27 protein-coding genes are annotated in these 25,308 nt (G+C 68.1%); 17 read left to right on the forward strand and 10 right to left on the reverse strand.

All coding sequences use genetic code 11. The annotated features are described in order from the left end of the window. Positions 1 to 136: 136 nt before the first annotated feature. From BJEO58_RS03750 to BJEO58_RS03760, 3 genes are all read right to left on the reverse strand, one after another. Positions 137 to 1,942 carry a BCCT family transporter gene (locus BJEO58_RS03750; RefSeq protein ID WP_101587884.1) on the reverse strand — a complete coding sequence of 602 codons (1,806 nt, stop codon included), beginning with the start codon at positions 1,940 to 1,942 and terminating at the stop codon, positions 137 to 139. Positions 1,943 to 2,083: 141 nt separating this feature from the next. Beyond that, positions 2,084 to 2,680: a peptide deformylase gene (def, locus tag BJEO58_RS03755; RefSeq protein WP_101587886.1), complete on the reverse strand. Its 597-nt coding sequence runs from the start codon at positions 2,678 to 2,680 to the stop codon at positions 2,084 to 2,086. A 150-nt stretch (positions 2,681 to 2,830) separates the two neighbouring features. Next, positions 2,831 to 3,280, reverse strand: a complete 450-nt coding sequence (locus BJEO58_RS03760) for an Lrp/AsnC family transcriptional regulator (protein ID WP_101588189.1) — start codon at positions 3,278 to 3,280, stop codon at positions 2,831 to 2,833. 81 nt (positions 3,281 to 3,361) lie between these two features. Here BJEO58_RS03760 and BJEO58_RS03765 point away from each other — a divergent pair, with 81 nt between their 5' ends. From BJEO58_RS03765 to cysE, 3 genes are all read left to right on the forward strand, one after another. Continuing rightward, positions 3,362 to 4,294 (forward strand): LysE family translocator, encoded by a 933-nt coding sequence (locus BJEO58_RS03765; RefSeq protein WP_101587887.1) that lies wholly within the window; start codon positions 3,362 to 3,364, stop codon positions 4,292 to 4,294. Positions 4,295 to 4,732: 438 nt separating this feature from the next. After that, positions 4,733 to 5,662, forward strand: coding sequence for a cysteine synthase A (cysK, locus tag BJEO58_RS03770; RefSeq protein ID WP_101587889.1), 930 nt, complete (start codon positions 4,733 to 4,735; stop codon positions 5,660 to 5,662). After that, positions 5,662 to 6,324, forward strand: a complete 663-nt coding sequence (gene cysE / locus BJEO58_RS03775; RefSeq protein ID WP_101587891.1) for a serine O-acetyltransferase — start codon at positions 5,662 to 5,664, stop codon at positions 6,322 to 6,324. The genes cysK and cysE overlap by 1 nt, the downstream gene beginning before the upstream one ends. An 82-nt stretch (positions 6,325 to 6,406) precedes the next feature. On the opposite strand, the gene BJEO58_RS03780 is transcribed toward cysE, so the two are convergent. Further along, the gene (locus BJEO58_RS03780) at positions 6,407 to 7,309 is read right to left on the reverse strand and encodes a hypothetical protein (protein WP_101587894.1); all 903 of its coding nucleotides are present in this window, start codon (positions 7,307 to 7,309) and stop codon (positions 6,407 to 6,409) included. After that, positions 7,306 to 8,076: a helix-turn-helix domain-containing protein gene (locus BJEO58_RS03785; RefSeq protein WP_101587895.1), complete on the reverse strand. Its 771-nt coding sequence runs from the start codon at positions 8,074 to 8,076 to the stop codon at positions 7,306 to 7,308. Before BJEO58_RS03785 ends, BJEO58_RS03780 begins: the two co-directional genes overlap by 4 nt. A 138-nt stretch (positions 8,077 to 8,214) precedes the next feature. Between BJEO58_RS03785 and BJEO58_RS03790 the strand changes: the two genes are divergently transcribed. After that, complete coding sequence (locus BJEO58_RS03790) at positions 8,215 to 9,180, forward strand: aldo/keto reductase (RefSeq protein ID WP_246075956.1); 966 nt, start codon at positions 8,215 to 8,217, stop codon at positions 9,178 to 9,180. Positions 9,181 to 9,252: 72 nt separating this feature from the next. On the opposite strand, the gene BJEO58_RS03795 is transcribed toward BJEO58_RS03790, so the two are convergent. Next, complete coding sequence (locus BJEO58_RS03795; RefSeq protein WP_101587898.1) at positions 9,253 to 10,086, reverse strand: SDR family NAD(P)-dependent oxidoreductase; 834 nt, start codon at positions 10,084 to 10,086, stop codon at positions 9,253 to 9,255. A gap of 322 nt (positions 10,087 to 10,408) precedes the next feature. Between BJEO58_RS03795 and BJEO58_RS03800 the strand changes: the two genes are divergently transcribed. The 4 genes from BJEO58_RS03800 (at position 10,409) to BJEO58_RS03815 (ending at position 14,592) form a co-directional block, all read left to right on the forward strand. After that, entirely contained in the window at positions 10,409 to 11,452 is a 1,044-nt protein-coding gene (locus BJEO58_RS03800; protein WP_101587899.1) for an iron-siderophore ABC transporter substrate-binding protein, read from the forward strand. Between the two features lie 103 nt (positions 11,453 to 11,555). Continuing rightward, positions 11,556 to 12,626 (forward strand): FecCD family ABC transporter permease, encoded by a 1,071-nt coding sequence (locus BJEO58_RS03805; protein WP_101587901.1) that lies wholly within the window; start codon positions 11,556 to 11,558, stop codon positions 12,624 to 12,626. Between the two features lie 65 nt (positions 12,627 to 12,691). Beyond that, complete coding sequence (locus BJEO58_RS03810; RefSeq protein WP_101588192.1) at positions 12,692 to 13,774, forward strand: FecCD family ABC transporter permease; 1,083 nt, start codon at positions 12,692 to 12,694, stop codon at positions 13,772 to 13,774. After that, positions 13,771 to 14,592 carry an ABC transporter ATP-binding protein gene (locus tag BJEO58_RS03815; RefSeq protein ID WP_101587902.1) on the forward strand — a complete coding sequence of 274 codons (822 nt, stop codon included), beginning with the start codon at positions 13,771 to 13,773 and terminating at the stop codon, positions 14,590 to 14,592. The genes BJEO58_RS03810 and BJEO58_RS03815 overlap by 4 nt, the downstream gene beginning before the upstream one ends. 36 nt (positions 14,593 to 14,628) lie before the next feature. Here the strand turns inward: BJEO58_RS03815 and BJEO58_RS03820 are convergent, their stop codons facing one another. Beyond that, positions 14,629 to 14,931 carry a metal-sensitive transcriptional regulator gene (locus tag BJEO58_RS03820; RefSeq protein ID WP_179207160.1) on the reverse strand — a complete coding sequence of 101 codons (303 nt, stop codon included), beginning with the start codon at positions 14,929 to 14,931 and terminating at the stop codon, positions 14,629 to 14,631. 120 nt (positions 14,932 to 15,051) lie between these two features. On the opposite strand from BJEO58_RS03820, the gene BJEO58_RS15125 reads away from it, so the two are divergent. The 9 genes from BJEO58_RS15125 to ilvD all read left to right on the forward strand — a co-directional run bounded on the left by BJEO58_RS15125 (position 15,052) and on the right by ilvD (position 22,942). Further along, the gene (locus tag BJEO58_RS15125; protein ID WP_101587904.1) at positions 15,052 to 15,237 is read left to right on the forward strand and encodes a DUF8730 family Cys-rich protein; all 186 of its coding nucleotides are present in this window, start codon (positions 15,052 to 15,054) and stop codon (positions 15,235 to 15,237) included. A 75-nt stretch (positions 15,238 to 15,312) separates the two neighbouring features. After that, positions 15,313 to 15,432 (forward strand): DUF8730 family Cys-rich protein, encoded by a 120-nt coding sequence (locus tag BJEO58_RS15430; RefSeq protein WP_505541477.1) that lies wholly within the window; start codon positions 15,313 to 15,315, stop codon positions 15,430 to 15,432. Positions 15,433 to 15,475: 43 nt separating this feature from the next. Further along, positions 15,476 to 16,894 (forward strand): MBL fold metallo-hydrolase, encoded by a 1,419-nt coding sequence (locus tag BJEO58_RS03830; protein WP_101587906.1) that lies wholly within the window; start codon positions 15,476 to 15,478, stop codon positions 16,892 to 16,894. 200 nt (positions 16,895 to 17,094) lie between these two features. Next, positions 17,095 to 18,276 (forward strand): LLM class flavin-dependent oxidoreductase, encoded by a 1,182-nt coding sequence (locus BJEO58_RS03835; protein ID WP_101587907.1) that lies wholly within the window; start codon positions 17,095 to 17,097, stop codon positions 18,274 to 18,276. 65 nt (positions 18,277 to 18,341) lie between these two features. Then, a complete protein-coding gene (locus BJEO58_RS03840) occupies positions 18,342 to 19,172 on the forward strand; it encodes a CE1759 family FMN reductase (RefSeq protein WP_101587909.1) in 831 nt (276 codons plus the stop codon). A gap of 5 nt (positions 19,173 to 19,177) precedes the next feature. Continuing rightward, positions 19,178 to 19,759, forward strand: a complete 582-nt coding sequence (locus BJEO58_RS03845) for a MarR family winged helix-turn-helix transcriptional regulator (protein WP_246075957.1) — start codon at positions 19,178 to 19,180, stop codon at positions 19,757 to 19,759. 47 nt (positions 19,760 to 19,806) lie between these two features. Beyond that, complete coding sequence (locus BJEO58_RS03850) at positions 19,807 to 20,811, forward strand: 2-hydroxyacid dehydrogenase (RefSeq protein ID WP_101587911.1); 1,005 nt, start codon at positions 19,807 to 19,809, stop codon at positions 20,809 to 20,811. A 21-nt stretch (positions 20,812 to 20,832) separates the two neighbouring features. Continuing rightward, complete coding sequence (locus BJEO58_RS15055) at positions 20,833 to 21,036, forward strand: hypothetical protein (RefSeq protein WP_101587912.1); 204 nt, start codon at positions 20,833 to 20,835, stop codon at positions 21,034 to 21,036. Positions 21,037 to 21,196: 160 nt separating this feature from the next. Next, complete coding sequence (gene ilvD, locus BJEO58_RS03860) at positions 21,197 to 22,942, forward strand: dihydroxy-acid dehydratase (RefSeq protein WP_101587914.1); 1,746 nt, start codon at positions 21,197 to 21,199, stop codon at positions 22,940 to 22,942. A gap of 68 nt (positions 22,943 to 23,010) precedes the next feature. On the opposite strand, the gene BJEO58_RS03865 is transcribed toward ilvD, so the two are convergent. From BJEO58_RS03865 to dctP, 3 genes are all read right to left on the reverse strand, one after another. Beyond that, positions 23,011 to 23,565, reverse strand: coding sequence for a hypothetical protein (locus BJEO58_RS03865; RefSeq protein WP_101587916.1), 555 nt, complete (start codon positions 23,563 to 23,565; stop codon positions 23,011 to 23,013). Then, positions 23,562 to 23,825, reverse strand: coding sequence for a helix-turn-helix transcriptional regulator (locus BJEO58_RS03870; protein WP_101587918.1), 264 nt, complete (start codon positions 23,823 to 23,825; stop codon positions 23,562 to 23,564). The genes BJEO58_RS03865 and BJEO58_RS03870 overlap by 4 nt, the downstream gene beginning before the upstream one ends. A gap of 154 nt (positions 23,826 to 23,979) precedes the next feature. Continuing rightward, positions 23,980 to 25,257, reverse strand: a complete 1,278-nt coding sequence (gene dctP, locus BJEO58_RS03875; protein ID WP_101587919.1) for a TRAP transporter substrate-binding protein DctP — start codon at positions 25,255 to 25,257, stop codon at positions 23,980 to 23,982. Positions 25,258 to 25,308 lie beyond the last annotated feature (51 nt).

Below are 25,308 nucleotides of genomic sequence, written 5' to 3' on the forward strand. Positions count from 1 at the left end.
GTCAGATAAGCCAGTGGCCGGGGCCCCTCGCAGGAGGTGCCCCGGCCACTGGCTGTCCGGACCGGTCTCCATCTTGGACCGGCTCGGACTCAGGACTCAGTCAGCCGTCGGCCGGCTGAGTCGCGCTCAGCGCGCTTCAGCCGTCGACGTTCGGCTTCGGCAGCTTCCGGCTGCCCGTGCGGCCTGCCAGGGTGGAATCGCGCCGGTGGCGGCGGACATCCCGACCCGTCGGGGGACGGATGTAAGGATCCTGCATGACCGGGACCTCGGTCGCGGGCTGCGGTCGAGTCGTCGTGCTGACAGGGTCCTCGTAGTCGTACTTGTCGTCCTCGATCCGCATACGGCGGACCGTCTCCTCCGGCGTGAGCACCTTGCGCCATTCACGAGTGCGCATGGCGGGCATCTCGCCGGCGTCTTCCTTGAGTGCGCGATGCAGCGCGTACATCTGGAAGAACGCGATGATGAAGAACGGCAGACCGATGAGGATGCTGATGGACTGGAGGGCGCCCAGGCCTCCCTCGCCCGAGAACACGAGCAGCGTCGCGGTGATGAGGCCCACCGCCAGAGCCCAGAACAGGCGCTGACCCAGAGGGTTGAAGTCCTCGTGGCCGTTGGCCATCGTGTCGATCACGAGCGCGGCGGAGTCGAGCGAGGTGATGAAGAAGATGATGACGATCACGATCGCGAAGACGGAGACGATCCATGCCGCGGGGTAGTGGGACAGCAGTTCGAAGAGGGCGCCGGGGATGTCGCCATCGTCCACGACCCGTTCGACCAGTCCACCGTCACCATTGAGCTCGATGTCCATGGAGGCGTAGCCGAAGATGCCGAACCACACGACGGAGAACAGCGACGGCACGGCGAGCACGCCCACGACGAACTGGCGGATCGTGCGGCCGCGTGAGATGCGGGCGATGAAGATGCCCACGAACGGGGACCACGTGATGGTCCATGCCCAGTAGAAGACGGTCCAGGTGTTCTGCCAGCCGGTATCGGCGAAGGTGTCGTTCCACAGTGCCAGCTCAGGCAGGTTCATCACGTAGGAGCCGAACGACTCGATCGTCCCCTTGAGCATGAACACCGTCGCTCCGCCGGCGACGAGCACGAAGAGCATCAGCGCGATCGCGGAGATGATGTTGACGTTGGCGAGGACCTTGATCCCCTTCTCCAGGCCGAGGCCCACGGAGATCATCGCGATGCCGGTGACGACGCCGATGATGATGAGCTGCCAGCCGGCGTTCTGCGGGATGCCGACCAGCTGCTCCAGACCGCCATTGATCTGCAGCACGCCCAGGCCGATCGAGACGGCCACGCCGAAGACCGTGCCGATGATGGCGACGATGTCGATGAACTTACCGATCGGTCCGTGGATGCGACGGCCCAGGATCGGCTGGAAGATCGACGAGACGCGCGGCGGCAGGTTCCGCTTGTGGATGAAGTATGCGAAGCCCAGGGCCGGAAGGGTGAAGATCGCCCAGGTGTGGAAGGTGAAGTGGTAAAGGGAGAAGTTGATGGCCTCCATCGCCGCAGCCTGGGTCTCCGCCTGGATCCCCAGTGCTTCACCGCGCGGTGGGGCACCGAAGTGGCTGACGGGTTCCGCCACGCCCCAGAACATGAGGATGGTCCCGATGCCCGCAGCGAAGAGCATGCCGAACCATGTCAGGTTGGAGTGCTCCGGCTTCTCGTCATCCGGCCCCAGCTTCACGCGGCCGAAACGGCTGGCGGCGATATAGATGAGGAACACCAGGAAGAGCGTCACTCCCAGGATGTAGAACCAGCCGAGGTTCTCCATGAGCCATTGGGAAGCGACACCGGTCGCCGAGGAGAGCGGATCGGTGAAGAGGATCGTCGCTATGACGAAGAGGAGGATGATGCCCGCGGCACCGAAGAAGATGACCGGAGTCGTCCTCAGCCGCAGGCTGTCATGGAGGCGGTTCAACATGTTCCGCACCTTCCGCAGTCAGGTGTGAGACAAGAAACCCGTACAGCGCTCCCTGCCTCGTGGCTAGTGGCTCGGTTCGCTGAGCCTAGCAGGAGACAGTGCAGGTGGCGGGGGTATTCGGAGGCTGGCGCGGGGCGCCTGTCAGTCTTCCTCGTCGTCCTCGCCATGGCCGAACGGGTCCGGATCCGTGCCGGGAAGCCATGAGACGCCCGGCACGTTGTAGCCCTCCGCCTTCTGCTCGCGCTTCCAGCGGCGCTTCCACTTGTCCTGCAGGCGATCGACGTAGAGGGTGCCCTGCAGGTGGTCGTACTCGTGCTGCATGATCCGGGCGAACCAGCCCTCGACGACCAGTGAGATCGTCTCCCCGTTCTCGTCCTTGCCGTTGATCGTCACCTTCTCGCTGCGCTTGAGCGGGAAGTCCAGCGTCGGCACGGACAGGCAGCCTTCCGATTCGGCATCGGGGTCCGGGCGGCCGTCGGACACCTTGGAGCCCACAAGCACCGGGTTGATGAACACGCCGCGGCGCCGCACCTGTGCGACATCGTCCTCCGCGTCGTACACGAAGATCTGCTTGCCGACGCCGATCTGCGGGGCGGCCAGCCCCACGCCGTTGGATGCGGCAAGAGTGTCGAACATGTCAGCGACGAGCGTGCGCAGCTCGTCGTCGAACTCCGTCACCCTGTCCGCAGCGCGGTGCAGGACGGGCTCTCCATAGACGACGATGGGGTGAATGGTCATGGGCAGAATCCTATCGGGGCCGGACTGCGAACGGCCTACGCGGCGAGGTGAGGCCCGTTACGCAGGCACGACTGCGGTGCATCAGCGGCACTGCGGCCCGACTGCGGCCTTGCAGCTCTGCGGCACGCCTGAGGCACGACTGCGGCAGTTCTACAGCGGTGCGCGGTGGGCGACCACGGTCTTCATGATGAGAGTCGAGGTCATGCGTCGTACACCCGGCAGCTGCAAGAGTGTGGAGTCGTAGAGCTCCTGGTACGTCTGCTTCGAAGCGGTCGCCACATAGAGCTGGTAATCCGGAGCTCCGAACAGACGCTGCGCCTGGACGATCTGGGGGACCTGCATGGCGGCCTCTTCGAAAGCCGTCATCGCAGCGTGATTGCCGGCCTCCATTGTGACGAACACCAGGGCCTCGAACGGCTTGCCGAGCTTCTCGAAATCCAGTTCGGCGCGGAACCCCTGGATGACTCCGCTGGTCTCCAGATCGCGGAAGCGTCTGTGGCACGCGGAGAGGCTCAGCCCCACCTTCCCCGCTACCTGCGTCATCGTCGCGCGTCCGTCATCGTGCAGCAGTGAAAGAATCTCCCGGTCAATCGCATCCATGGCGATAAGTCTCCCGATTGACCTCGCGGAAGGCAAGAGATCGCGAAGCACATTCGGAAACGTCCTCAATAGTCTTCCCTCATGGACTATTCGCTTCTCCTCGCCTTCTGGGGCCTCGCCGCTCTGCTGATCTGCACCCCGGGTGCCGACTGGGCCTATCTGGTCTCCGCGGGACTCCGTGGTCGCGGTGTCCAGGCCGTCTCCGGAATGGTCGTCGGACATTGTGTGATCGCGCTGGCCGTGGCGCTGGGGCTGGCGGCTGTCGTGTCCACGCACGCCTGGATGCTCACTGTCATCAGTGTGGTGGGTGGCCTCTACCTCCTCTGGCTGGGGACCTCGGCCCTGCAGAGTCTCCTGCGGGAGCGCAGGGCTGCGACGGTGCCCAGCGGCGATCGCGGCCATCGCGACGATCGCGTCGACGAGGTGCCGTGCGGCTGCTCAGGGTCGCGGGGCGGCTCAGAGCCGCGCGGGTGCTCAGGGCCGCGCGGGTGCTCAGGGCCGCGCAGCCATGGCAGGTCGCGCAGCCGTGACAGGCAGCGCGGCCACAACGATGAGGGCCCGCGCCAGAAGGTCAGCGGTCCGGGTGTGCTGTGCGACGGCGACCCGGTGGTGGCGCCCGGCGGCGACGTGGGAGGCGGTGCAAGGAGTGACGGCGCAAGGAGTGACGGCGAGGCGGCAGTGGCGGTGAAGCCCCGTGTGCGCGCACTGCCGTCGAAGCGCACTGTCACGCTGCAGGGGATGAGCGTCAGTCTGCTGAACCCCAAGGTGTATCTCATGTTCCTGGCGCTGGTGCCGCAGTTCGTCTCGGACGCAGCACCGATGTCTGACGCGATGCAGCTGATCGTGCTGGGGGTCGTGCATGTCATCACCTGCGGGATCATCTACCTCGCGGTGTCACTCGGCGCAGGCGCGATTCTCATCTCGCGACCGCGCGCGGCCACCGTCGTCACGGGAGTGTCCGGCGTCGTCATGAGCGTGCTGGGAGTGGTCGTGATCCTCGACGTGATGCTGTGACGTCTGCAGCGACCTGATCGGCGGAGCGCAGCGCGAGCCCTGATCGCGTGGCGCGAGCTCTGAGCGTGACGCGCGAACTCTGATCGTGAGGGGCGGGCGGAGAGGTCGACGGACAGGTGTACGCGCCTGTCCGTCGAACCAGCGGCCCGTCCCTCACGGGCAACCATCCTCGTCGACCGCGGCCCTGCGCTCGTGCCCCCGCACCCAACACGTCCGTCTTCCGGACAGCGGGAACAAAACCGGTCCTCAGCCCGGTTAGGATCGTTGATACCGCAACGAATCAGCAGCTGAAGCCATTGGCTGGTGTGTGAGCGAGGAGCTCGACGCCTGATGCTGACCGTTCCTCGCAGTTCAAACCGCAGAATGTTGCTCGGGGCGTCGAACGATCGACCCGGAACCGTAGGCCGGATTCCCCGAGCAGGAACGGAAAGGGCACACATGACCATTCACTCCGATGTCACGAAGATCGTCGGCGGCACCCCGCTGGTGCGCCTCAACAAGGCGAGCGAGCGCAGCGGCGCAGAGATCGTCGCGAAGCTCGAAGGTGCGAACCCCGCGAACTCGGTCAAGGACCGGATCGGCGTCGCGATGATCGAGGCTGCTGAGAAGTCCGGCCAGCTGAAGCCCGGCGGCACGGTCGTGGAGGCGACGTCCGGCAACACCGGCATCGCACTCGCGATGGTGGGTGCTGCGCGCGGCTACAAGGTCGTCCTCACGATGCCGGAATCCATGTCGAAGGAACGCCGTGCACTGCTGCGCGCGTTCGGTGCGACGCTCGAGCTCACCCCCAAGGCCGACGGCATGCGCGGCGCCGTGGAGAAGGCGGAATCGCTCGCAGACAAGGGCGCAGTGCTCGTCCGCCAGTTCGCCAATGAGGCCAACGCGGCGATCCACGAGTCGACGACCGGCCCAGAGATCATCCGTGACACGGACGGCAAGGTCGACGTGTTCGTGTCCGGCATCGGCACCGGTGGCACCATCACCGGAGTGGGCCGTGCTTTCAAGAAGGAGGGCGTTGAGGCGACGATCGTCGCCGTCGAGCCGTCCGCGTCGCCCATCCTGTCCACCGGCGAGGCCGGGCCGCACATGATCCAGGGGCTGGGTGCGAACTTCATCCCGGAGGTCCTGGACCGCGACGTCTACGACGAGGTCCAGACGGTGGAGAACGAGGTCGCCTTCGACGTCGCCCGCCAGGTCGCCAAGGATGAGGGCCTGCTCGTGGGCATCTCCTCCGGCGCTGCCATCTCCGCGGCCGAGGCCGTGGCCTCCCGCCCGGAGAACCAGGGCAAGCGTGTGGTCGTCATCCTTCCCGACTTCGGAGAGCGCTACCTCACCACACCGCTGTTCTCGGAGTACATGGATTCCTGATGCGCGGACGTCTCGGACTGATCGGAGCAGCCGCCGCGGTCGGCGCGGCGGCCTACGGGCTGACGCGTCCGATCGTGCGCGCCACCCTGCGAGAAGACCTCGATACCGCTCGTCGCCGTGATCCTGCGGCTCGCAATGATCTGGTGATCGCACTGTCGTATCCCGGTCTGCACGCGATCTGGGCGCATCGGGGTCTGTACAAGCTGAATCAGTACGACGTGGGGAAAGCGCCCGCCCGTCTGCTGTCGCAGGCGGTGCGGACGCTCACCGGTGTGGAGATCCACCCGGGGGCGCAGATCGGCAAGCGCTTCTTCATCGATCATGCGAACGGTGTGGTCATCGGTGAGACGTCGGAGATCGGCGACGACGTCATGCTCTACCACCAGGTGACACTGGGCGGTCGATCGATGGCGCAGGAGAAGCGCCACCCGACGCTGCGCGACAACGTGGTGGTCGGCACGGGCGCGAAGCTGATCGGGCCGGTGGAAGTCGGCGAGAACGCCGCCGTCGGGGCCAACGCCGTCGTCGTCAAGGACGTGGCCGCCGGCGGGACCGCGGTCGGTGTGCCCGCCACGGTGAAGTTCCCGAAGTCGCGTCCGCTGGACGCGGAAGGTCACCCGACACCGGATGGTGTGCTGACGGATCCGGCACTGTGGATCTGACGTGACTGCTGTGGTCTGAACCGTCGAGCAGCATAGTGCACGAAGCGCCTGTGGAATCCCACGGGCGCTTCGTGCGTCACCGTCACGCGGCGCGCGGCCCCTGCGGCAGGAGCTCCAGCAGCGATTCGGGCTCATCGACCCAGAACGAGAGTCTCGTGACCTCCACGACGCCGTGGCCAGGCACGTCGAGCGCCGTGCCGTGCTCCAGTGAGACGCTGATGTTCGTCTGACCGTGCCGGGCGACCGAGACAGCCTCGCCCCTGCCCGAGGGGGACGGCACGACCTGCACCCCGTTCTCGGCGCTGTGGTGCATCGCGACAGTCACGACGGCGATCGATGACAGGTCCACGCGGATCATCGTGTCGGAGTCCACGCGGACGCCGAGCACCCTGTCGGTCACCCAGTGGGGCCGCGTCGACAGAGACGCGATGAACCCCAGAACCCAGAGCACCCCCATGACGCCCAGCAGCAGGGCTGCGATGCGCGCGACCGGCCACGGAAGCAGCCAGTGGGCCACGACGATCTCGACGACACCCAGGCCGGCGAAGGCGAGGAGGACCGGCATCTCGTGGCGGTGGAAGGTGACGCCCCGTCCATCCGCCGGGACCAACGGCCGCCGTGCCACCCACCGCCCCGCGCTGACCCACAGCAGGATCTCGAACCGAGCGAAGCGCACGACCGGCGCCGGCACCGATTCGCGGACGAGCTGCCTGACCGCATCCCTCCTCGATGAGCCGGCCCGGCGAGACCGGAGGTAGACGCGTGCGGCGAGCACGACCTCGGCGGCCACCGTCGCGACGAGGAGGACGCCGACGACGATCGGGATCCACACAGCCAGTGGCACTCCAGTGGCGATCAGGACGGCGGTGGCGATCTCGATCGGGGCGAGGACGAGGAGCGCTGCGTGGACGATCGCGGTAGCGCGGCCTCGCGAGACCGGCGCGGAGGCCCTCGCCGCGCGTGAGGTCCACCGTGCCGTGATCACTCCGGACTCCTCAGCGTGAGGAGGTGTCGGATCACAGCTGCTTGCGCAGCGGAGAGGTCGTCCGTGACGGCATCCAGGAACGGGATCTCGTCGACCGGTGCGTCGAGGAACTGCCTGCGGAGCGGCTCCGGGATGACCGCGAGCAGATCATGTGCGAGACGCGGGAGCCCCGGATCGTCCGTCCGCGTGGCCGCGTCCCCACGCCCGAGGTCGTCGAACCGTCGGTAGATCTCCGCCAGTCGTGCGGACGCGGCCGGATCGGACGCGACGTCTGACATCGTCTCCGCCCACACGTGCACCGACTCCGCCGGCAGCGCACTCATGGCCCGGCGGTCGACGTCGAGGCTCTGCCCTTCTGCACCGTGCGTCCGGAGCGAGGCGAAGAGTGCGCGCGCTTCGTCGGGGAGGTATGCACCGGCGGCGCTGTCATCGCCGATCGACGACTGGAGTCGTTCACGGAGGTTCCGCAGCGCATCACGCTTGGCGCGCACATCCCGCTCCTGCCTGCCCAGATCCGCTTCGAGCTCCTGCAGCATGTCTGGAAGGTCGCACATGTCATCGTCTCGCACGGCCTCCGCCACCTCGTCGAGCGAGAGCCCCACCGCTGCGAGCCTGACCGCCCGCATGAGGAGGACGACATCGCGCAGTCCGTAGTCGCGGTATCCGTTGTCCCGCCTGGCAGGCTCAGGGACCACTCCACTGCGGTGGTAGTGGCGCACGGTCCGTGTCGTGACATCCAGCAGCCGGGCGACTTCTCCGATCCTCATGCCTTCATCCAACACCTTGACGTCGCGACAACGTCAAGAGGCAGTCCGGCGAGTGATGGCTGCGCGATCCGGGGGCGACGCAGCGGGCTCGGACTACGCTGGGGCGCAGGCACATCCGATACTGAGAAGGGATTCTTCGTGACATCGAGCGCGAACAGCACATCCGTGCCCATCGGGTCCTCCGACCTGCGCGTCCACCCCCTGGGGCTGGGCACCAACACGTTCAACGACCCCAGCTCGCCCCAAGAGTTCCACCGAGTGCTCGATGGCTTCGTCGAGCGCGGCGGGAACTTCCTCGACACCGCGGACATGTACTCGTTCTGGGTCGACGGAAACTCCGGCGGTGAGTCCGAATCGGTCATCGGTCAATGGTTCGCCTCGCGTGGGAACCGCGAAGACATCATTGTCGCGACGAAGGTCGCTGCGAAGCCGGGACGCGAGGGACTGTCTCCGCAGAACATCGCGCTCGCCGCGGACGAATCGCTCCAGCGCCTGCAGACCGACTGCATCGATCTGTACTACGCGCACTACCAGGACGACGCGACCCCGATCGTCGAGAGCGCCGCGGCGTTCAATGACCTCGTGCAGGCCGGCACAGTGCGCTCGATCGCGCTGTCCAACTTCACTCCGGCGGCGATCGATGAGTGGTTCCGCGTGTCGGAGGAGAACGGCTTCGCGCTGCCGGTCGCCCTGCAGCCGCGGTACTCGCTGGTCGCCCGGGAGTATGAGGGCGAGATGGCGGCTGCGGCCCGTAGACACGGCATGTCCGTCTTCCCGTACCAGGTGCTGGCCGGTGGCTTCCTCACCGGCAAATACCGGACGGAGGCGGACCTGGCCGGTCGAGCGCGCGCCGGTGCCGTCGAACGCTACCTCAACCCGGAAGGGCTGGCAGTCGTCTCCGCGCTGGACGTGGTCGCTTCGGCGCACAGCACGGACGCAGCCTCCGTCGCTCTCGCCTGGTCGATGGCGGATGGGAAGATCACCGCACCGCTCGCCGCCGCCACCAGCACCGCCCAGCTCGACCAGCTCTTCGCGGCTGCCGAGCTGACGTTGTCCGCTGACGAGGTGGCAGCGCTCGATGACGCGTCGGCGGGCTTCCGGTGAGACTCCTCGCCCACTGATATCGGCGGGCAGAAGCACGCATGTGGCCGAGCGCAGTGCTCGGCCGCATGCCCGTCACAGCCATCCTCTGCGACGCAGCAGCTCCTCGCTGAGCTCCCAGTGCCGCCTCACGACCTCCGGGTCGTAGGCGGCACTGTTCGTGCGCGCGACCTTCAGCCGGTCGGAGTAGTACTCGCCGGACGTCCACTCCCTGCCCGGAGTGCCGGAGATGAAGTGCGTCAGTGTGCCGCCGCCCTGCTGCGACGACGTCAGCAGGCGCTTCGCCGCACCCTGATAGAGGCGGTTCATCACGGTGCCGCTGTCAGACGCGAAGCTCGTCGCGACGACTCCCGGGTGGAACGCGACGGACGAGAGGCCCTGCGCTCCGAACCGCTCGTGCAAGCCCTTCGTGAAGAGGATGTTCGCCAGCTTCGCGTTCCCGTACGCCCGGTTGGCGGAGAACGTCGTGAGCGTCTGGATGTCCTCCAGGTCCAAGCGACCGAAGATCCTTGCGCCGATGCTCGCAGTGTTCACGACGGCACCTCCACCCTCCAGGAGCGGATCCAGGAGCCGGTGGGTGAGGAGGAACGGCGCGAGGTGGTCGACCTGGAACGTCTTCTCGAAGCCGTCCTCCGTGATCCGGGGGCCGGGGAAGAGCCCGCCGGCATTGTTCGCGAGTACATCGATGCGCCCGTGGTCTGCGGCGATCTGAGTGGCGATCCGGTCCACGTCCGCCAGACGGGCGAAATCAGCGATGTGGAAGTCGGCGCCGGTCTCCTCTGCGACGGCCCGGGTCTTGTCCGCCGACCTGCCGACGAGCACCAGGTCCACGGCCCGGGTCGAGAGAATCCGCGCGGCTGCGGCGCCGATCCCGTCGCTGCCTCCTGTGAGGACGACTGTGGGTGTCATGCAGGCTCCGTTCCTCGGTGCTGTTCGCCAGAGTACCGGTCGCTGACCTCGCCCCACTGAGGCGATCCGGCCCGCGCGCGGTGGATCCACCGGATCGACCGCATCGTCATCAGCGAGTCGAGGCTGCTGCGCGACGCCGGTATGCGGTGACCGCCGGCTTCCCTCGATGTCAGGTCAGCATCACCTGAATTAGGTAAGGACTTCCTATCTCATTGCGGTATGCTTCCGGAGTCGAGCGTGCGCGAGCACGCGCCGATCCCTGACGGGCCGGGCATCCGGGCCGTCCTCACATCCGCATTCCGTCCATGAGGAGTCACCGCCCATGCGCACAACGCGCTCTGCGCTCGCCGCCGTCACGGCCACCGCCGCCCTCGTCCTCTCCGCCTGCGGCGGAGGCGGCGATACCGACTCCGCCGCAGATTCAGGCGGATCCGGCGACGGATCCTTCCCCATCACCGTCGAGCACGCGTTTGGTGAAACGGTCATCGAGCAGAAGCCGGAGCGCGTCGCCGCCGTCGCATGGGGCAACCACGAGGCCGCTCTCGCGCTGGGCGTCGTGCCCGTCATCATGGAGCAGGCCACCTACGGCGATGACGACGGAAACGGCGTCCTGCCGTGGGTCGAGGACAAGGTCGAGGAGATGGGCGAGGAGCTGCCCGCCACCTACGACTTCACCGACGGCATCGACTTCGAGGCGATCGCGGACTCGGAGCCGGACGTCATCCTCGCCGGCTATTCGGGGCTGACCCAGGACGAGTACGACACGCTGTCCCAGATCGCACCCGTCGTCGCCTACCCGGAGACCCCGTGGGGCTCCACCTGGCAGGACACCATCACGCAGGATGCGAAGGGCCTCGGCCTCGAAGCGGAGGGGCAGGCGCTCATCGAGGAGAACGAAGCCGTCCTCGCAGAGAAGGTCGCGGAGTACGAGAACCTCGCCGGGACCTCGGCGATGTGGGGGTATGCGGATCCCCAGGATGCCAGCAGCTTCGGCTTCTTCACGGTCAGCGACCCCCGCGTGCAGTTCCTCCCGGAGATCGGCATGGAGATCCCGGAGTCCGTGACGACGGCTTCCGAGGGCAACGAGGCGTTCATGGGCTCGGAGAGCTCGGAGACCGCTGCAGAGACGTTCGCAGACGCCGACGTCCTCATCGTCGCCGAGGACAACGACCAGAAGGCGACCCTTCAGGACGACCCGCTGCTGTCGAGGATCCCCGCGGTCGCACGCGACTCCGTCGCGTGGCTGCCGGAGAACGCCCCCGAGGCGGCCGCATCCAACCCGTCGCCGCTCAACATCGACACCGAATACATGGACAGCTACCTCGAGACACTCGACGCGGCCGCCGCGAAGGCCGCGCAGGACTGAGGCGGCCGCCCCGCCCGTCGGGTCGCCGCTCAGCGCGACGACCCGGTGGCGGGCTCCGCAGCCTCGAGTCCCCGACGGACGCACAGTCCCCTACGGACGCCTCATGAGCTCACTCACAGCACCGCCGATCGCCCCGCCCGCCGTCGCCCCGGCCCCTCCTGCCCTGACCGGGCGGAAGCGGTCGTGGTCGGTGCGCGCGGTCGCGCTCGTCGCGCTCGCAGCCGCTCTGATGCTCGTCGCCGTCGCCTCCGTCGCCTTCGGCGCTCGCGGGGTGACCTGGGCGGACATCGTGGCCGGTGTCTCCGGTTCGCAGGAGAGCCTCGCCGAGGCCGCCGTCTCCCAGCGCGTCCCCCGCACCCTGCTCGCCCTGGTCGTCGGCGCGGCTCTCGGAGTCTCCGGGGCGCTGATGCAGGGCGTCAGCCGCAATCCGCTGGCCGACCCGGGCATCTTCGGCATCAACAACGGTGCCGCGCTCTTCGTCGTCATCGGCATGACGTTCTTCAACATGACGAACCAGTACTCCTTCATCTGGGTCGCGCTGGCCGGAGCAGCCGTGACCGCGGTCTTCGTCTACCTGGTCGGCTCCCTGGGCCGCGGGGGAGCGACCCCGCTCAAGCTCGCCCTCGCCGGTGCCGCGACGTCGATCGCACTGAGCTCGCTCGTCTCCGCGGTCATCCTCCCGCGCGTCGAGGTCATGGACTCGTTCCGCTTCTGGCAGATCGGCGGAGTCGGCGGGGCAGCGTTCGACACGATCGCACGGGTGGCGCCGTTCCTCATCGCAGGCTTCGTGCTGGCGCTCGTGAGTGCGCGCGGGCTCAACTCACTGGCGCTCGGCGATGAGATGGCACGAGGGCTGGGCGTCCACGTCGAGCGCACGCGCATCGTCGCCGGCGTGGGGGCCGTCCTGCTGTGCGGCGGCGCGACGGCGGTGGCCGGCCCCATCGCCTTCATCGGCCTCGTCGTCCCTCACGTGTGCCGCATGCTCTTCGGTCCCGATCACCGCTGGCTGCTCCCGCTGTCGGCGTGCGCCGGCGCGGTGCTGCTCACGGCTTCGGACGTCATCGGTCGGGTCATCGCCCGGCCGGAGGAGCTCGAGGTCGGCATCGTCACCGCGCTCGTCGGCGCCCCCTTCTTCATCCTCATCGTCCGTCGCATGAAGGTGCGCGCACTGTGAAGCACGCCGCGTCGGACGGGTGGGGCTCGGCCGGGCAGACCGCTGCCGGGGCTGCCGCCGGGCAGATCCGCACCGCCGCCGAGGTCGAGGCCGGCCCCGGCGCCGAGGTCCGGTCGGTCGTCGATCGCGTCGCCGCAGGCCGGCGGTCGCGCCGGCGCCGCTACCTCGTCGTGTGCGCTGCGCTCACGGTCCTCGTCCTCGCGATGCTCGCCGTCTCGCTCATGTTCGGTCGTCAGTTCTACGGCCCCGGCGACGTGGTCCGGGTGCTCCTGGGCGAACAGGTGTCCGGCGCGTCGTTCACAGTGGGCGTGCTGCGCCTGCCGCGAGCGCTGGTGGGCCTGCTGGCCGGCATCGCGTTCGGCATGGCAGGCATCACCTTCCAGACCATGCTGCGCAACCCCCTGGCCAGCCCGGACATCATCGGGATCAGTTCCGGGGCATCGGCGGCAGCGGTGTTCGGCATCGTCATGCTGTCGCTGTCGGAGACGGCCGTGTCGATCATCGCGACGATCGCAGCGCTCGTGACCGCGGGGGTCATCTACCTCCTGTCCTTCAAGGGCGGACTGTCGGGCACGCGCCTGATCCTCATCGGCATCGGCATCGCCGCGATGCTCCAGTCCGTCGTCTCGTACGTCATCTCGCGGGCCGCGCAGTGGGACCTGCAGGTCGCGATGCGGTGGCTCAACGGCAACCTCAACGGCGCGACGATGGAGCAGGCCGCACCTCTCATCGTGGTGGTGGCCATCGGGGCGGTCGTCCTCACGATGCTGTCTAAGGGCCTCGACACGCTGCGCCTGGGGGAGGAGACATCGGCCGCGCTGGGCGTGAGCGTCGAGCGCACGCGGCTGCTCCTCATCCTCTTCGCCGTCACGCTCCTGGCGTTCGCGACGGCGGCGGCCGGACCGGTGGCGTTCGTCGCGTTCCTCTCCGGCCCCATCTCGCTGCGGCTGCTGGGCAGGGCGGGATCCGCCGGGTCGCCGCTCATCCCCGCGGCGCTGGTGGGTGCACTCCTCATCCTCGTGGCGGACTTCGTCGGCCAGTTCGCGTTCGGCACCCGCTACCCGGTCGGGGTCATCACAGGGGTGCTCGGCGCTCCGTACCTCATCTATCTCCTCGTCCGCTCGACCCGTTCTGGAGGCGCGCAGTGACCACCGCTCATCAGCTCTCAGCCCAGGACGTCTCGCTCGGATACGGCGACAGGGCCGTCATCCAGGACCTCGACATCGAGCTGGTGCCCGGGGAGATCACCGCGATCGTGGGCTCGAACGGCTGCGGGAAGTCGACGCTGCTCAAGGCGATGGCGCGCCTGCTCACTCCGCAGGCGGGACGCGTCGTGCTCGACGGCAAGGACATCCACTCGATGCCGACGAAGGAGGTCGCGCGGGTGCTGGGTCTGCTCGCGCAGTCGCCGATCGCGCCGGAGGGCATCATCGTGGCCGACCTCGTGGGCCGGGGCCGGCACCCGCATCAGGGGATGTTCGCCCGCTGGTCCGGCGACGACGACCGAGCGGTCGCAGAGGCGCTCATGGTGACGAACACGGCGAACCTGGCGGAGCGTCCGGTCGACGAGCTGTCCGGCGGGCAGCGCCAGCGCGTGTGGATCGCGATGGTGCTCGCGCAGCGGGCCGATCTGCTGCTGCTCGACGAGCCCACCACGTTCCTCGACGTCGCGAACCAGGTCGAGGTGCTCGACCTCCTCACGGATCTGAACCGCAGGTCGGGCACGACGATCGCGATGGTGCTGCACGATCTGAACATGGCGGCCCGGTATGCGGACCGGCTTGTCGCCGTGCACGACGGTGGAGTGTTCGCACGCGGTCTGCCGGAGGACGTGCTGACCGAGGAGACGGTGCAGAGGGTCTTCGGCCTCACGTCCCGGGTCATCGAGGACCCGGTCTCGGGCAAGCCGCTCGTGCTGCCGGTGGGACGGCACCATTCCTCGCCGGACGCAGGCGCCGGCTGGTAACGGCATGAGGATCCGGTTGGCGTGCGTGAGGCTGGATCAGGCGAGGGAGAGGAACAGCTTCTCGAGCTCCTCCGGGCTTTCTGCGCCGTCTCCGTCGGGGTCCGTCATGCACTGCCGCATCGCGTGTGAGATCACGAGGAACCCTGCCCGATCGAGCGCCTTCGACACTGCGGACAGCTGCTGGACGACTTCGCGGCAGTGGGAATCGTCTTCGACCGAATCGATCACCGCGGCCAGCTGACCCTGCGCGCGCTTGAGGCGGTTGAGAATCTTCTTCTTCGCCTCCGGATCGTGAGCGATCGATTCTGGCAATGCCATGTTCTCGCGGGCTGCAGTCATCCTGTGTCCTTATGCTCGTTGGAGGGGTCGGGGGTAGCTCTCAGCATACCTGTGGGGGTATAGTGCTTCCAGCTGGATACCCGTGAGGGTATGTGTCATGCGGAGAGAAGAGGTGTCGTGATGTGCCGAGCTGCGAAGTGTCGCACCTGCGGAAAGACGACGTGGGCGGGGTGCGGACAGCACGTTGCCCAAGTCAAGAAGGTCGTCCCGACGGCCGAATGGTGCGGCGGGAAGCATTCGCCCGCAGAGATGTCCGCGGCACGAGCGGAGCGGGGCGGGTTCTTCGCGCGCCTCTTCAATCGCTGACAGTCGTCGCTGTGAGGTGACCACGGGGTGTCCGGCGGTCACACTGGGTAGAGGAATAGGAGAAGAGGAGAAACTATGTGCCGACGAGTCACCTGCCGCACGTGTGAGAAGCCCACCTGGATGGGATGCGGAGACCACATCGAAGACGCGCTCGCCGGGGTGCCGCAGGCGGACCGCTGCCACTGCCGCGACTGAACACCGAGACTGAACTCGTACCGCCGATCTCAGGGAGACTCCCATGCTCTTGGAACGCATCTACGACGAAGACCTCGCGCACGCGAGCTACATCATCGGCTGCCAGGCGGAAGGCGAGGCGCTCGTCATCGATCCTCGCCGGGACCTCGGCGACTACCTCCGCATCGCAGAGGCGAACGGCATGCGGATCGTCGGCGTCACGGAGACGCACATCCACGCCGACTATCTCTCCGGCACCCGTGAGCTCGCCGCGGCGACCGGGGCGACGGTGTACGTGTCGGACGAGGGCGGCCCGGACTGGACGTACGGGTCCGATTTCGATGGCGCGGTGCGGATGAAGGACGGCCACGAGATCCGGTTCGGCAAGATCACCGTGCGGGCCGTGCACACTCCCGGGCACACACCGGAGCATATGTCCCTGCTGGTGACGGACGGTGCGCAGGCCGATGCGCCGGGCTTCATGCTCACGGGCGACTTCGTCTTCGTCGGCGACCTGGGCCGGCCTGACCTCCTGGATGAGGCTGCCGGGGGAGTGGACACACGCTTCGGGGGCGGGAAGCAGCTCTTCGCCAGCCTGCGCGACCGCTTCCTCGCCCTGCCGGACTACGTGCAGGTGCTCCCGGCCCACGGTGCGGGCAGCGCGTGCGGCAAGGCGCTGGGTGCGATCCCGACGACGACCGTCGGGTACGAGCGGACCTTCGCCTGGTGGGCGCCGTACCTCCGCGAGGACGACGAGCAGGGGTTCCTCGACGAACTGCTGGACGGACAGCCGGACGCGCACGCGTATTTCGGTCGCATGAAGCGGCAGAACCGGGAGGGGCCGGCAGTGCTGGGTGCCGTACCGGACCTCGTCGAGTACTCCGCCGACGACCTGCGACCAGAGCTGGAGGCCGACCGGATGATCCTGGTCGACACCCGGCACAACAGCCTCGTGCACGAAGGCACCGTGCCCGGATCGCTCAACATCCCGGGTGCCGCGAAGACCGCGAGCTTCGGTGCCTGGGCCTACAACCCGGAGGCCGAGACACGGGCGCTCGTGCTGCTGGCAGATTCGGCGGAGGGCGCCGAGCGCATGCGCGATCATCTTGTGCGGGTCGGCATCGACACGGTCCAGGGGTGGATCGGCTCGCTTGAGGGGCTGGATCTGGTGCCGCCGCGCCTCGTCGCGCCGCAGGACCTGGACGATCTCGAGCGGGTCATGCTGCTCGACGTGCGGAACAAGACGGAGTACGCGTCAGGACACCTTCCGGGTGCGCAGCAGCTGTCGGGCGGTCGCGTCCTGTGGCACATGGATGCACTCCCGCAGGACGGCACGATCGTCACCTACTGCCAGAGCGGGGTCCGCAGCAGCGTGGCGGCGAGCGCGCTGCGCCGGCAGGGGTATGACATCGCAGAGCTCGATGGCAGCTACCTGGGATGGACCGCGATCGCGGGCAACGAACCGGTCGTCGCAGAGGCCTAGTTCTCAGAGACACGGCCCGCGGCCGTCCGATTCCGACAGGGACGGACGGCCGTGGGCGTCTTCGCCGACACCTTCGCCGACGTCCTCGGTGACCCACCGCACGCACCCCCGGGAACAAAACTCGCCTCCTATAGGTTAAAGTTTTCAGTAAGTAGTTGAGGACTGAACAACTTGACTGGAGCATGAGCCAGGAGGCAGCGATGGAATTCGGCATCTTCACGATCGGTGACGTCACGACCGACCCGACCAACGGCACCACCCCCACAGAGGCCGAGCGCATCAAGGCGACCGTCACGATCGCCAAGCACGCGGAGGAGGCGGGACTCGACGTCTTCGCCACCGGCCAGCACCACAACCCGCCGTTCGTCGCACCCGCGAACCCGCCGGTGCTGCTGGCGAACATCGCGGCGCAGACGGAGCGCATCCAGCTCTCGACCGCCACGACGCTCATCACGACGACGGACCCCGTGCGCATCGCGGAGGACTACTCCTACCTGCAGCACCTGGCCGGCGGACGCGTCGACCTCACGATGGGCCGCGGCAACACCGGCCCCGTCTACCCGTGGTTCGGCAAGGACATCCGCCAGGGCATCCCGCTCGCAGTGGAGAACTACAACCTGCTCTACCGCCTGTGGCGCGAGAAGAACCTCGACTGGGACGGAAACTTCCGCGCACCGCTCAACTCCTTCACCGTCACGCCGTGGCCCCTGGACGAGGTGCCGCCGTTCGTGTGGCACGGCTCGATCCGCAGCCCGGAGATCGCGGAGCAGGCCGCCTACTACGGCGACGGGTTCTTCCACAACAACATCTTCTGGCCCACCAGCCACACCGCGCGCATGGTGAACCTCTACCGCCAGCGCTACGAGTACTACGGCCACGGTCGCGCCGACCAGGCGTTCGTCGGTCTGGGCGGTCAGGTCTTCATGGACAAGGATTCCCAGGAGGCGAAGCGCCGGTTCCGCCCCTACTTCGACAACGCCCCCGTCTACGGCCACGGACCCAGCATGGAGGACTTCACGGAGCAGACGCCCCTCACGGTCGGCTCGCCCCAGGAGGTCATCGAGCGCTACGCGGGCTTCCGCGACTGGGCCGGCGACTACCAGCGTCAGCTGTTCCTCGTCGACCACGCGGGTCTGCCGCTCAAGACGGTGCTCGAGCAGATCGACATGCTCGGCGAGCAGGTGGTTCCCGAGCTCCGCAAGGAGTTCGCGGCCGGGCGCCCGGCGGACATCCCCGACGCGCCCACGCATGAATGGCTCGTCGCCCGCCAGCGTGACGGCAGCGCTCCGGTCCCCGGCGGTGCACCCGGATCCCGCGCGCACGAGGACCGTCTCGCGGCAGAGGAGGCAGAGCGCGCGAAGGCCGACCCCGGCACCGCGTGATCGCGGCCGCGGATCATCCGCGTGATCGACCCGCCGCTCCCCATCGTTCCAGAGAGGATTCCACCATGATCGAGATCGTTGCAGTGTCGACCGGCCTCAGCGAGGACTCCACCACCACGCGGCTGGCCCAGCGCATGCTGGCCTCCACAGAGGGCGCGTTCGCAGCCCGTGGGGCAGAGGTGACGACCACCCACATCAACGTGCGGACCCTGGCGAAGGCGCTCGTCGACCTCACGGTGTCCGGCTTCCCCGCCCGCGAGCTGGAGGAGGCGTTCGCCGCGGTCAAGCGCGCCTCTGCCGTCATCACGGTGGCGCCCGTCTACAAGGCGGCGCCGGCCGGCATCCACACGCTGTTCTGGCAGCTCATCGACGATGCGTCGCTGGCCGGCACGCCGGTGCTGCTGGGCGGGACCGGCGGCACGCCACGCCACTCGCTCGCCGCGGAGTCCACGCTGCGACCGATGATCGCCTACCTCAAGGGGTACGCGCTGCCCACCTCCGTCTTCGCGGCCACCGACGATTGGGGCGGTGGCGAGCAGGCCGGCCTCGATCGCCGCATCACCCAGGCGACGGACGAGCTGGCGGAGCTCGCGCTCGCGCTCAACCCGGCCGCGGTCGGCACGCAGCAGGACACCGTCGCCGAGGCCGCCTCCGGCGCCCGGCTGACCGGAACCTCGGCGACCGGTGCCCCGCAGGCGGAGGGCTCGGCCGTCGAAGCCTCGGCGACCGACTCCGACGCCTACGCCCGCGACATCCCGTACGCGGGGCCCGCGGAGGAGTCGGGCCGGTCGGCGATCACGCCGCGCGGCCTGGGCGACCGAGCGCGTGAGGAGCGCGGCCGGGACGAGTTCGACCCCGCATCGGTGACCCCGTTCTCCGCCCTCCTGGGAGGGTGAGCAGCATGGCCGACGTGCAGGGTCTCCCGGCAGACGGGCCGGGCGGCGACCAGTCGCTGCCCGACCAGCCGTGCGCCGTGCCGGCCGACGAGACGGCTGCGGGGTCCCGCCGCGACCTCCTGGGCGGCGGGTCGCGCCGTGATCTGCTGGGCGAGACCCGCACGATGGAGGCCTGGCGCCTCTACTTCGAGACCTCGCAGCGGGTGATGGCCCAGCTGGGGGCTGCCCTCAAGGACGATGCGGGGATGGACTTCGCGGACTACAACCTCCTCATGGTGCTCGCGGAAGCGCCCCAGCGCACGCTGAGGATGACGGTGCTCGCAGAGAGGATCGTCTTCTCGGTCCCGCGGCTCAGCTATCGCATCGGAGTGCTGGTCGATCGCGGATGGGTGCTGAAAGAAGTGTGCGCGGAGGACCGTCGTGCCCACAACGTCACCCTCACCGAGGCCGGGGCCGCCGCGCTGATCGCGGCCGGCCGCGACCATCGCGCCCAGATCCGTGCTGTGTTCGACGCGCAGCTGGACGCCGACGACATCGACAACCTGGTTCGCATCATGGGCAGGATGAGGGCCGCGGTCGTGGGCTGAGGCGAGCGCCTCCGACGCGCGTGTGCGACGCGTGCCAGACTAGACGCATGAGCGAAGAAGCACGCACGGGCACTGCGGGTGCCCAGACGCCCCCGGCCGGACTCGTGAAGACCGTCGCATTCCCCACCGACGCACTGCGGTCGAAGGTCGACTCCCGCATCGTGGACCACCAGCAGTCCCGTGTGGAGTTCGTCGTGTGGTCGGCGGAAGAGGAGTCGCGCGGACTCAGGAAGTCCGACATCGACGCGGTGATCCTCCCGTATCCCGACCACGGCCCGACGATCGTCCGGCTCCACGAGCTGCCGAACCTCCGGTTCGTCCAGCTGCAGACCACCGGATACGACGCGCTGATCGGGAAGGTCGGCCCGGAGGTGCAGGTGGCGACGGCCTCGGGTGTGCACGCGGCGGCGACAGCGGAGCTCGCCGTGGCACTCACGCTCGCCCGCCTGCGCGGCATCGACGTCGCAGCCCGTGACATGACGCACCAGACGTGGGACCACCAGCAGCTGCCGTCGCTCGCGGACCGGAAGATCCTCATCGTGGGTGCCGGCGGGATCGGCAACGCGATCTTCGACCGCTTCGCGCCGTTCGAGGTCGAGCAGACGCGTGTCGCCACGACCGCGCGCGATGACGATCGGGGCCACATCCACGCGATCGACGAGCTGCCCTCGCTGCTTCCCGATGCCGAGATCGTCGTCCTCATCACCCCGCTCACCGATCGCACGGCGAAGCTCGTCGACAAGGACTTCCTCGCCGCGCTGCCGGACGGGGCGCTCGTCGTGAACGTGGCGCGCGGGGGAGTGGTCGACACCGACGCTCTGCTCGCTGAACTGCAGACCGGTCGGATCCACGCTGCTCTCGACGTCGTCGACCCGGAGCCGCTGCCTGCGAAGCATCCGCTGTGGGAGGCCCCGAACACGCTGCTCACCCCGCATGTCGGCGGAGACGCATCGGCCTTCCACCCGCGCATCGAGCGGCTGCTCGTCGAGCAGCTCCACCGCCTGCAGGTGGGCAAGGGGCTGCTGAACGTCGTCGACGTGCCGCAGGAGTGACGCACGTGCAGTGACACGTGAGTGCTGCTGCTGGTGACGCTGCTGCCGTTGGCGACGCTGGTGACGCTGGGGCTGTTGCTGCTGCCGCTGTGGCAGGAGGGCCCGACTATGCGCACACAAGCATTCGGTATTGGGCTCGGCGGCACCCGCGTCTTCGCTGATGAGACGAGCGGTGAGGGCGGACTCCCGTGGCGTGCGGCATTCTGGGCGCAGCCACCTGGTTAGACGCGCGTCATCTGTGCAGGTGAGCACGCTGGAATCTCGACTGCACCGCGGCCGAGGTGCCGTCCGGCCGCACGGGTGGTGGGGACCTCGGCCGCGGTGGTCCGGTCCGCCATGTGGGCCGGTGGCGGCACCGTGTGACGTCGGTCCTAAGATGCGGGACATGAGCATCACGGAACCCGGTCCAGCAGTCGCCTCGTCAGCAGCCCAGCCCGATGCGGGCGTCGACATCAAGCCGCGGTCGCGCGACGTCACCGACGGCATCGAGCGCGCGGCCGCCCGCGGAATGCTCCGTGCGGTCGGCATGGGCGACGGCGACTGGCAGAAGCCGCAGGTCGGCGTCGCCTCGTCGTGGAACGAGATCACGCCGTGCAACCTGTCGCTCCAGCGCCTGGCCGGGTTCGCCAAGGAGGGCGTCCACGCGGCCGGCGGCTACCCGCTGGAGTTCGGCACGATCTCCGTGTCCGACGGCATCTCCATGGGCCACGAGGGCATGCACTACTCGCTCGTGTCCCGCGAGGTCATCGCGGACTCGGTGGAGACGGTGTTCGGCGGCGAGCGCCTGGACGGCTCCGTCCTGCTGGCCGGCTGTGACAAGTCGATCCCGGGCATGCTCATGGCGGCGGCCCGCCTGGAGCTCTCCAGCGTCTTCCTCTACAACGGCTCGATCATGCCGGGCACCGCGAAGCTCTCCGACGGCACGGAGAAGGAAGTCACGCTCATCGACGCCTTCGAGGCCGTGGGCGCCTGCCGCGCCGGGAAGATGACAGAGGCGGACGTCGACGCGATCGAACGTGCCGTCTGCCCCGGTGAAGGTGCGTGCGGAGGCATGTACACCGCGAACACGATGGCGTCTGCCGCCGAGGCCATGGGCATGTCCCTGCCCGGCTCCGCGGCCCCACCGGCGATCCACCGCAACCGCAACGTGTTCGCCCGCATGTCCGGCGACGCGGTCGTGAACCTGCTGCGTCGCGGCATCACGACGAAGGACATCATCACGAAGGAGTCGCTGGAGAACGCGATCGCCGTGACGATGGCGTTCGGCGGGTCGACCAACGCGGTCCTGCACATGATGGCGATCGCACACGAGGCAGGCGTGGACCTGAGGCTCGACGACTTCAACCGGATCGGCGACCAGGTGCCCCATCTGGGCAACGTGAAGCCGTTCGGCGAGTACGTCATGAACGATGTCTTCAAGATCGGCGGCGTGCCGGTCGTCATGCGCGCGCTGCTGGATGCGGGCCTGCTGCACGGGGACTGCATGACGGTCACCGGCAAGACGGTCGCGGAGAACCTCGAGAAGATCAATCCGCCGGACCCGGATGGGAAGATCCTCCGTGCGCTGAACGATCCGATCCACCCGACGGGCGGCCTGACGGTGCTCAAGGGCTCGCTCGCCCCGGAGGGCGCGGTCGTGAAGTCAGCAGGCTTCGACGCGGACGTCTTCGAGGGGACCGCACGCGTGTTCGACCGCGAACAGCCCGCGATGGACGCCGTGCTGAACGGTGAGCTGCGAGCCGGCGACGTCGTCGTCATCCGCTACGAAGGGCCCAAGGGCGGACCGGGCATGCGTGAGATGCTCGCGATCACCGGTGCGATCAAGGGCGCGGGCATCGGCAAGGACGTGCTGCTCATCACGGACGGCCGGTTCTCCGGCGGTTCGACGGGTCTGTGCATCGGCCATGTGGCGCCGGAGGCCGTGGACGGCGGACCGATCGCGTTCGTGAAGGACGGCGACAGGATCAGCATCGACATCGCAGCGCGGACGATCGAGCTCGACGTGTCGGAGGCGGAGCTCGAGGAGCGTTCCAAGGAGTGGGCGATTCCGGAGAACCACCGCCTGACAGGCGTCCTCGGCAAGTACGCGAAGCTCGTGAAGTCTGCCGCAGTGGGCGCGACGACAGTCTGAGTGTGAATCGCATCTGAGTGTGAATCGTGCGGGGGCGTGGGCGCATCCGCTCACGCCCCCGCACGATGTCACTCCTCGTCGGCCGCTTCTTCGTCAGCGACCACGCGCCTGCGTCCTCGCTTCGCTGATAGGCGGAGGGCGATCGCACCGACCGTGCCGCCCACGATCCCGCCGGTGATGAGGCCCGCCGCCGTGCTGCCGTCCGGGGTGACCGTGCTGCCGAGGCCCACGTCGATGAGCGGCGCCCCCGTCGTCACGTGGACGGCGACTGCGGTGATCCACGCGCAGGCGACTGCGAGGCCGGCGAGCAGCGCCAGTCGCCTGCGTCGCGGGGCGACCTTCGAGTAGACGCGGGTCATGTCGAGCCCGGCGCTCCGGCAGTACCAGCTGTAGACGCCGCTGGGTATCAGCGCGGCGAGGATGACGAGGACGGACCCCAGTCCCGCGCCGATCACTGCGAGGGCGACGCCGATCAGCTGGATGGTGAAGATCGAGACCACCATCGCGGCGGTTCCGGCTCGCAGGGCGATGTCGCGCTCGCGTTCGTCCCCCATGGACGGGTCGGAGATGCCTGCGAGCCTGTCGGCGAGGGCGGTGAAGCGGCGTGAGTCGGGTGTCGTCATAACGGCTCCTTGTCCAGTGGGAAGAGGGCCTCGACGGTCGAGCCCAAGCAGCGGCTGATGCGCAGGGCGAGATAGACGCTGGGCGCATAGTCGCCCTTCTCCATCGCAGCGATCGTCTGGCGAGTCACGCCGACGTGCTTGCCGAGCTCACCCTGGGTGAGCCCAGCGGCTCTGCGCAGTGCGCGGATGGGCGATGCGCTGCGCTCTGGTGGTCCGGAGGTGTCGTGGGTGACGCTTCCGGGCGGGGCTGTGTTCGGCATTTCCACCCCCTGATGTTCAGTTTCCTTGACATCCACATGTTAAGCAGGGTTAACACGTGAATGTCAAGGAGACTGAACATCGCCTGTCCGGGTCACTGGCCGTCTCTCTGGCAGGTTCCCTGTCCGGGTCCCTGTCCGGAGCCCTGCAGGAGGTTCAGGATGGACGATGGGCGAGCCCGGTCTCCTCGTAGACGCGCTTGCCCATCGGGGCGAAGTCCAGGACTCCTTCTTCCCACCACTCGTCGAGGGATTCGAAGTCGCCCTGGTCCTCGATCCCCAGCTCATCTGCGGCAGCCGCCCACTTCTCCGTGGAGTCGTCGATCCTCGCGTCCACATCGTCGCGAAGCAGTCCCTCGTCGAGGATCCGGTCCAGCTCTGCGGTGTTCGCGTCGCTGATGATGGACTCCGTCTCCTCGTCGATCTGCTCGATCGTGCCGTCCGCCTCCTTCACCTGGCGGACGCTCTCCGCGTTGCCGTCCGCCACGATGCGGACGAATCCCGCGTATGATGCCTGGGCCGCATCGAAGATGATCTGCTGGTACGCCAGGGGCAGCGTCTCGAACGAACTGCCCGCGAGCTCTGCGCCCACGGCCCGTGAGGCCATGCTGGCCTCGTCCGTGCTGTACGACAGGTGGGGAGCCACGTCGAACAGCTGGCTCTCCGCAGAGGGGAGGAGCTGCGCGAACGTGCAGTCGACGGTGCCGCGCTGCAGGGCTTCGAAGACCTCGACGTACTCCATCGATACGGGGGACGCACCCAGCTCCTGTGTCGCGTTCAGGTGTGAGGTGCTCGCGACGCGGATCTGGCGTCCCTGCCAGTCGTCCGGTTCGTTCCCCTCCGCGCTGCAGATCGGGTAGTACCCGCCGGAGGCGACCATCGGAGTCAGCGGCGTGACGCCCTTCGCCTCGTACTCGTCGAGGAGGGTCTCGCTCTGCCATCCGATCTCGCCGGCGACCGCGTTGTAGATCGCTTCGCCGCGCACGGGGGAGATCGGCAGTGCGGACAGGGCGGAGGCGGTCGCGTCGAACGACGGGTAGTCGGTCGGGTTGTAGATGGGCAGCGAGTAGGAGAGGTCGAGGCGACCGTCCGCCAGGGCGTCATCGACCTCCGAGTAGCCCGCGATCGCCTGGCCCCAGACGAGCTCCAGTGTGATCTTCCCTCCCGACCGCTCTTCGATGTACTCCTGATACGCGTATGCAGCGGGTGCCATGATCGATTCCGGTGAAGCAGCTGCGGGCTGATAGGTGAGGGTGACGGGTTCCAGGTCAGCGAGTGCCTGGTCGACCGCTGACTGGTCTGCGTCGTAGTCGAAGCCTTCTCCGGCTCCGCTGCCAGAGGATCCTCCGGCTCCCGCGGAACCGGCGCATGACGACAGCGTGAGTGCGGCGCAGACGGCCACCGCTGCCAGGGGAAGTGGTCGAGCAGATGTCATCAGTGACTCCTTGTTGTGGGACGTTCTGTCGTGCGGCGTCGCACGAAGCCG

Origin of the sequence: Brevibacterium jeotgali, from assembly GCF_900169175.1 — a bacterium.
In the GTDB taxonomy this organism is placed as follows: Bacteria; Actinomycetota; Actinomycetes; order Actinomycetales; family Brevibacteriaceae; genus Brevibacterium; species Brevibacterium jeotgali.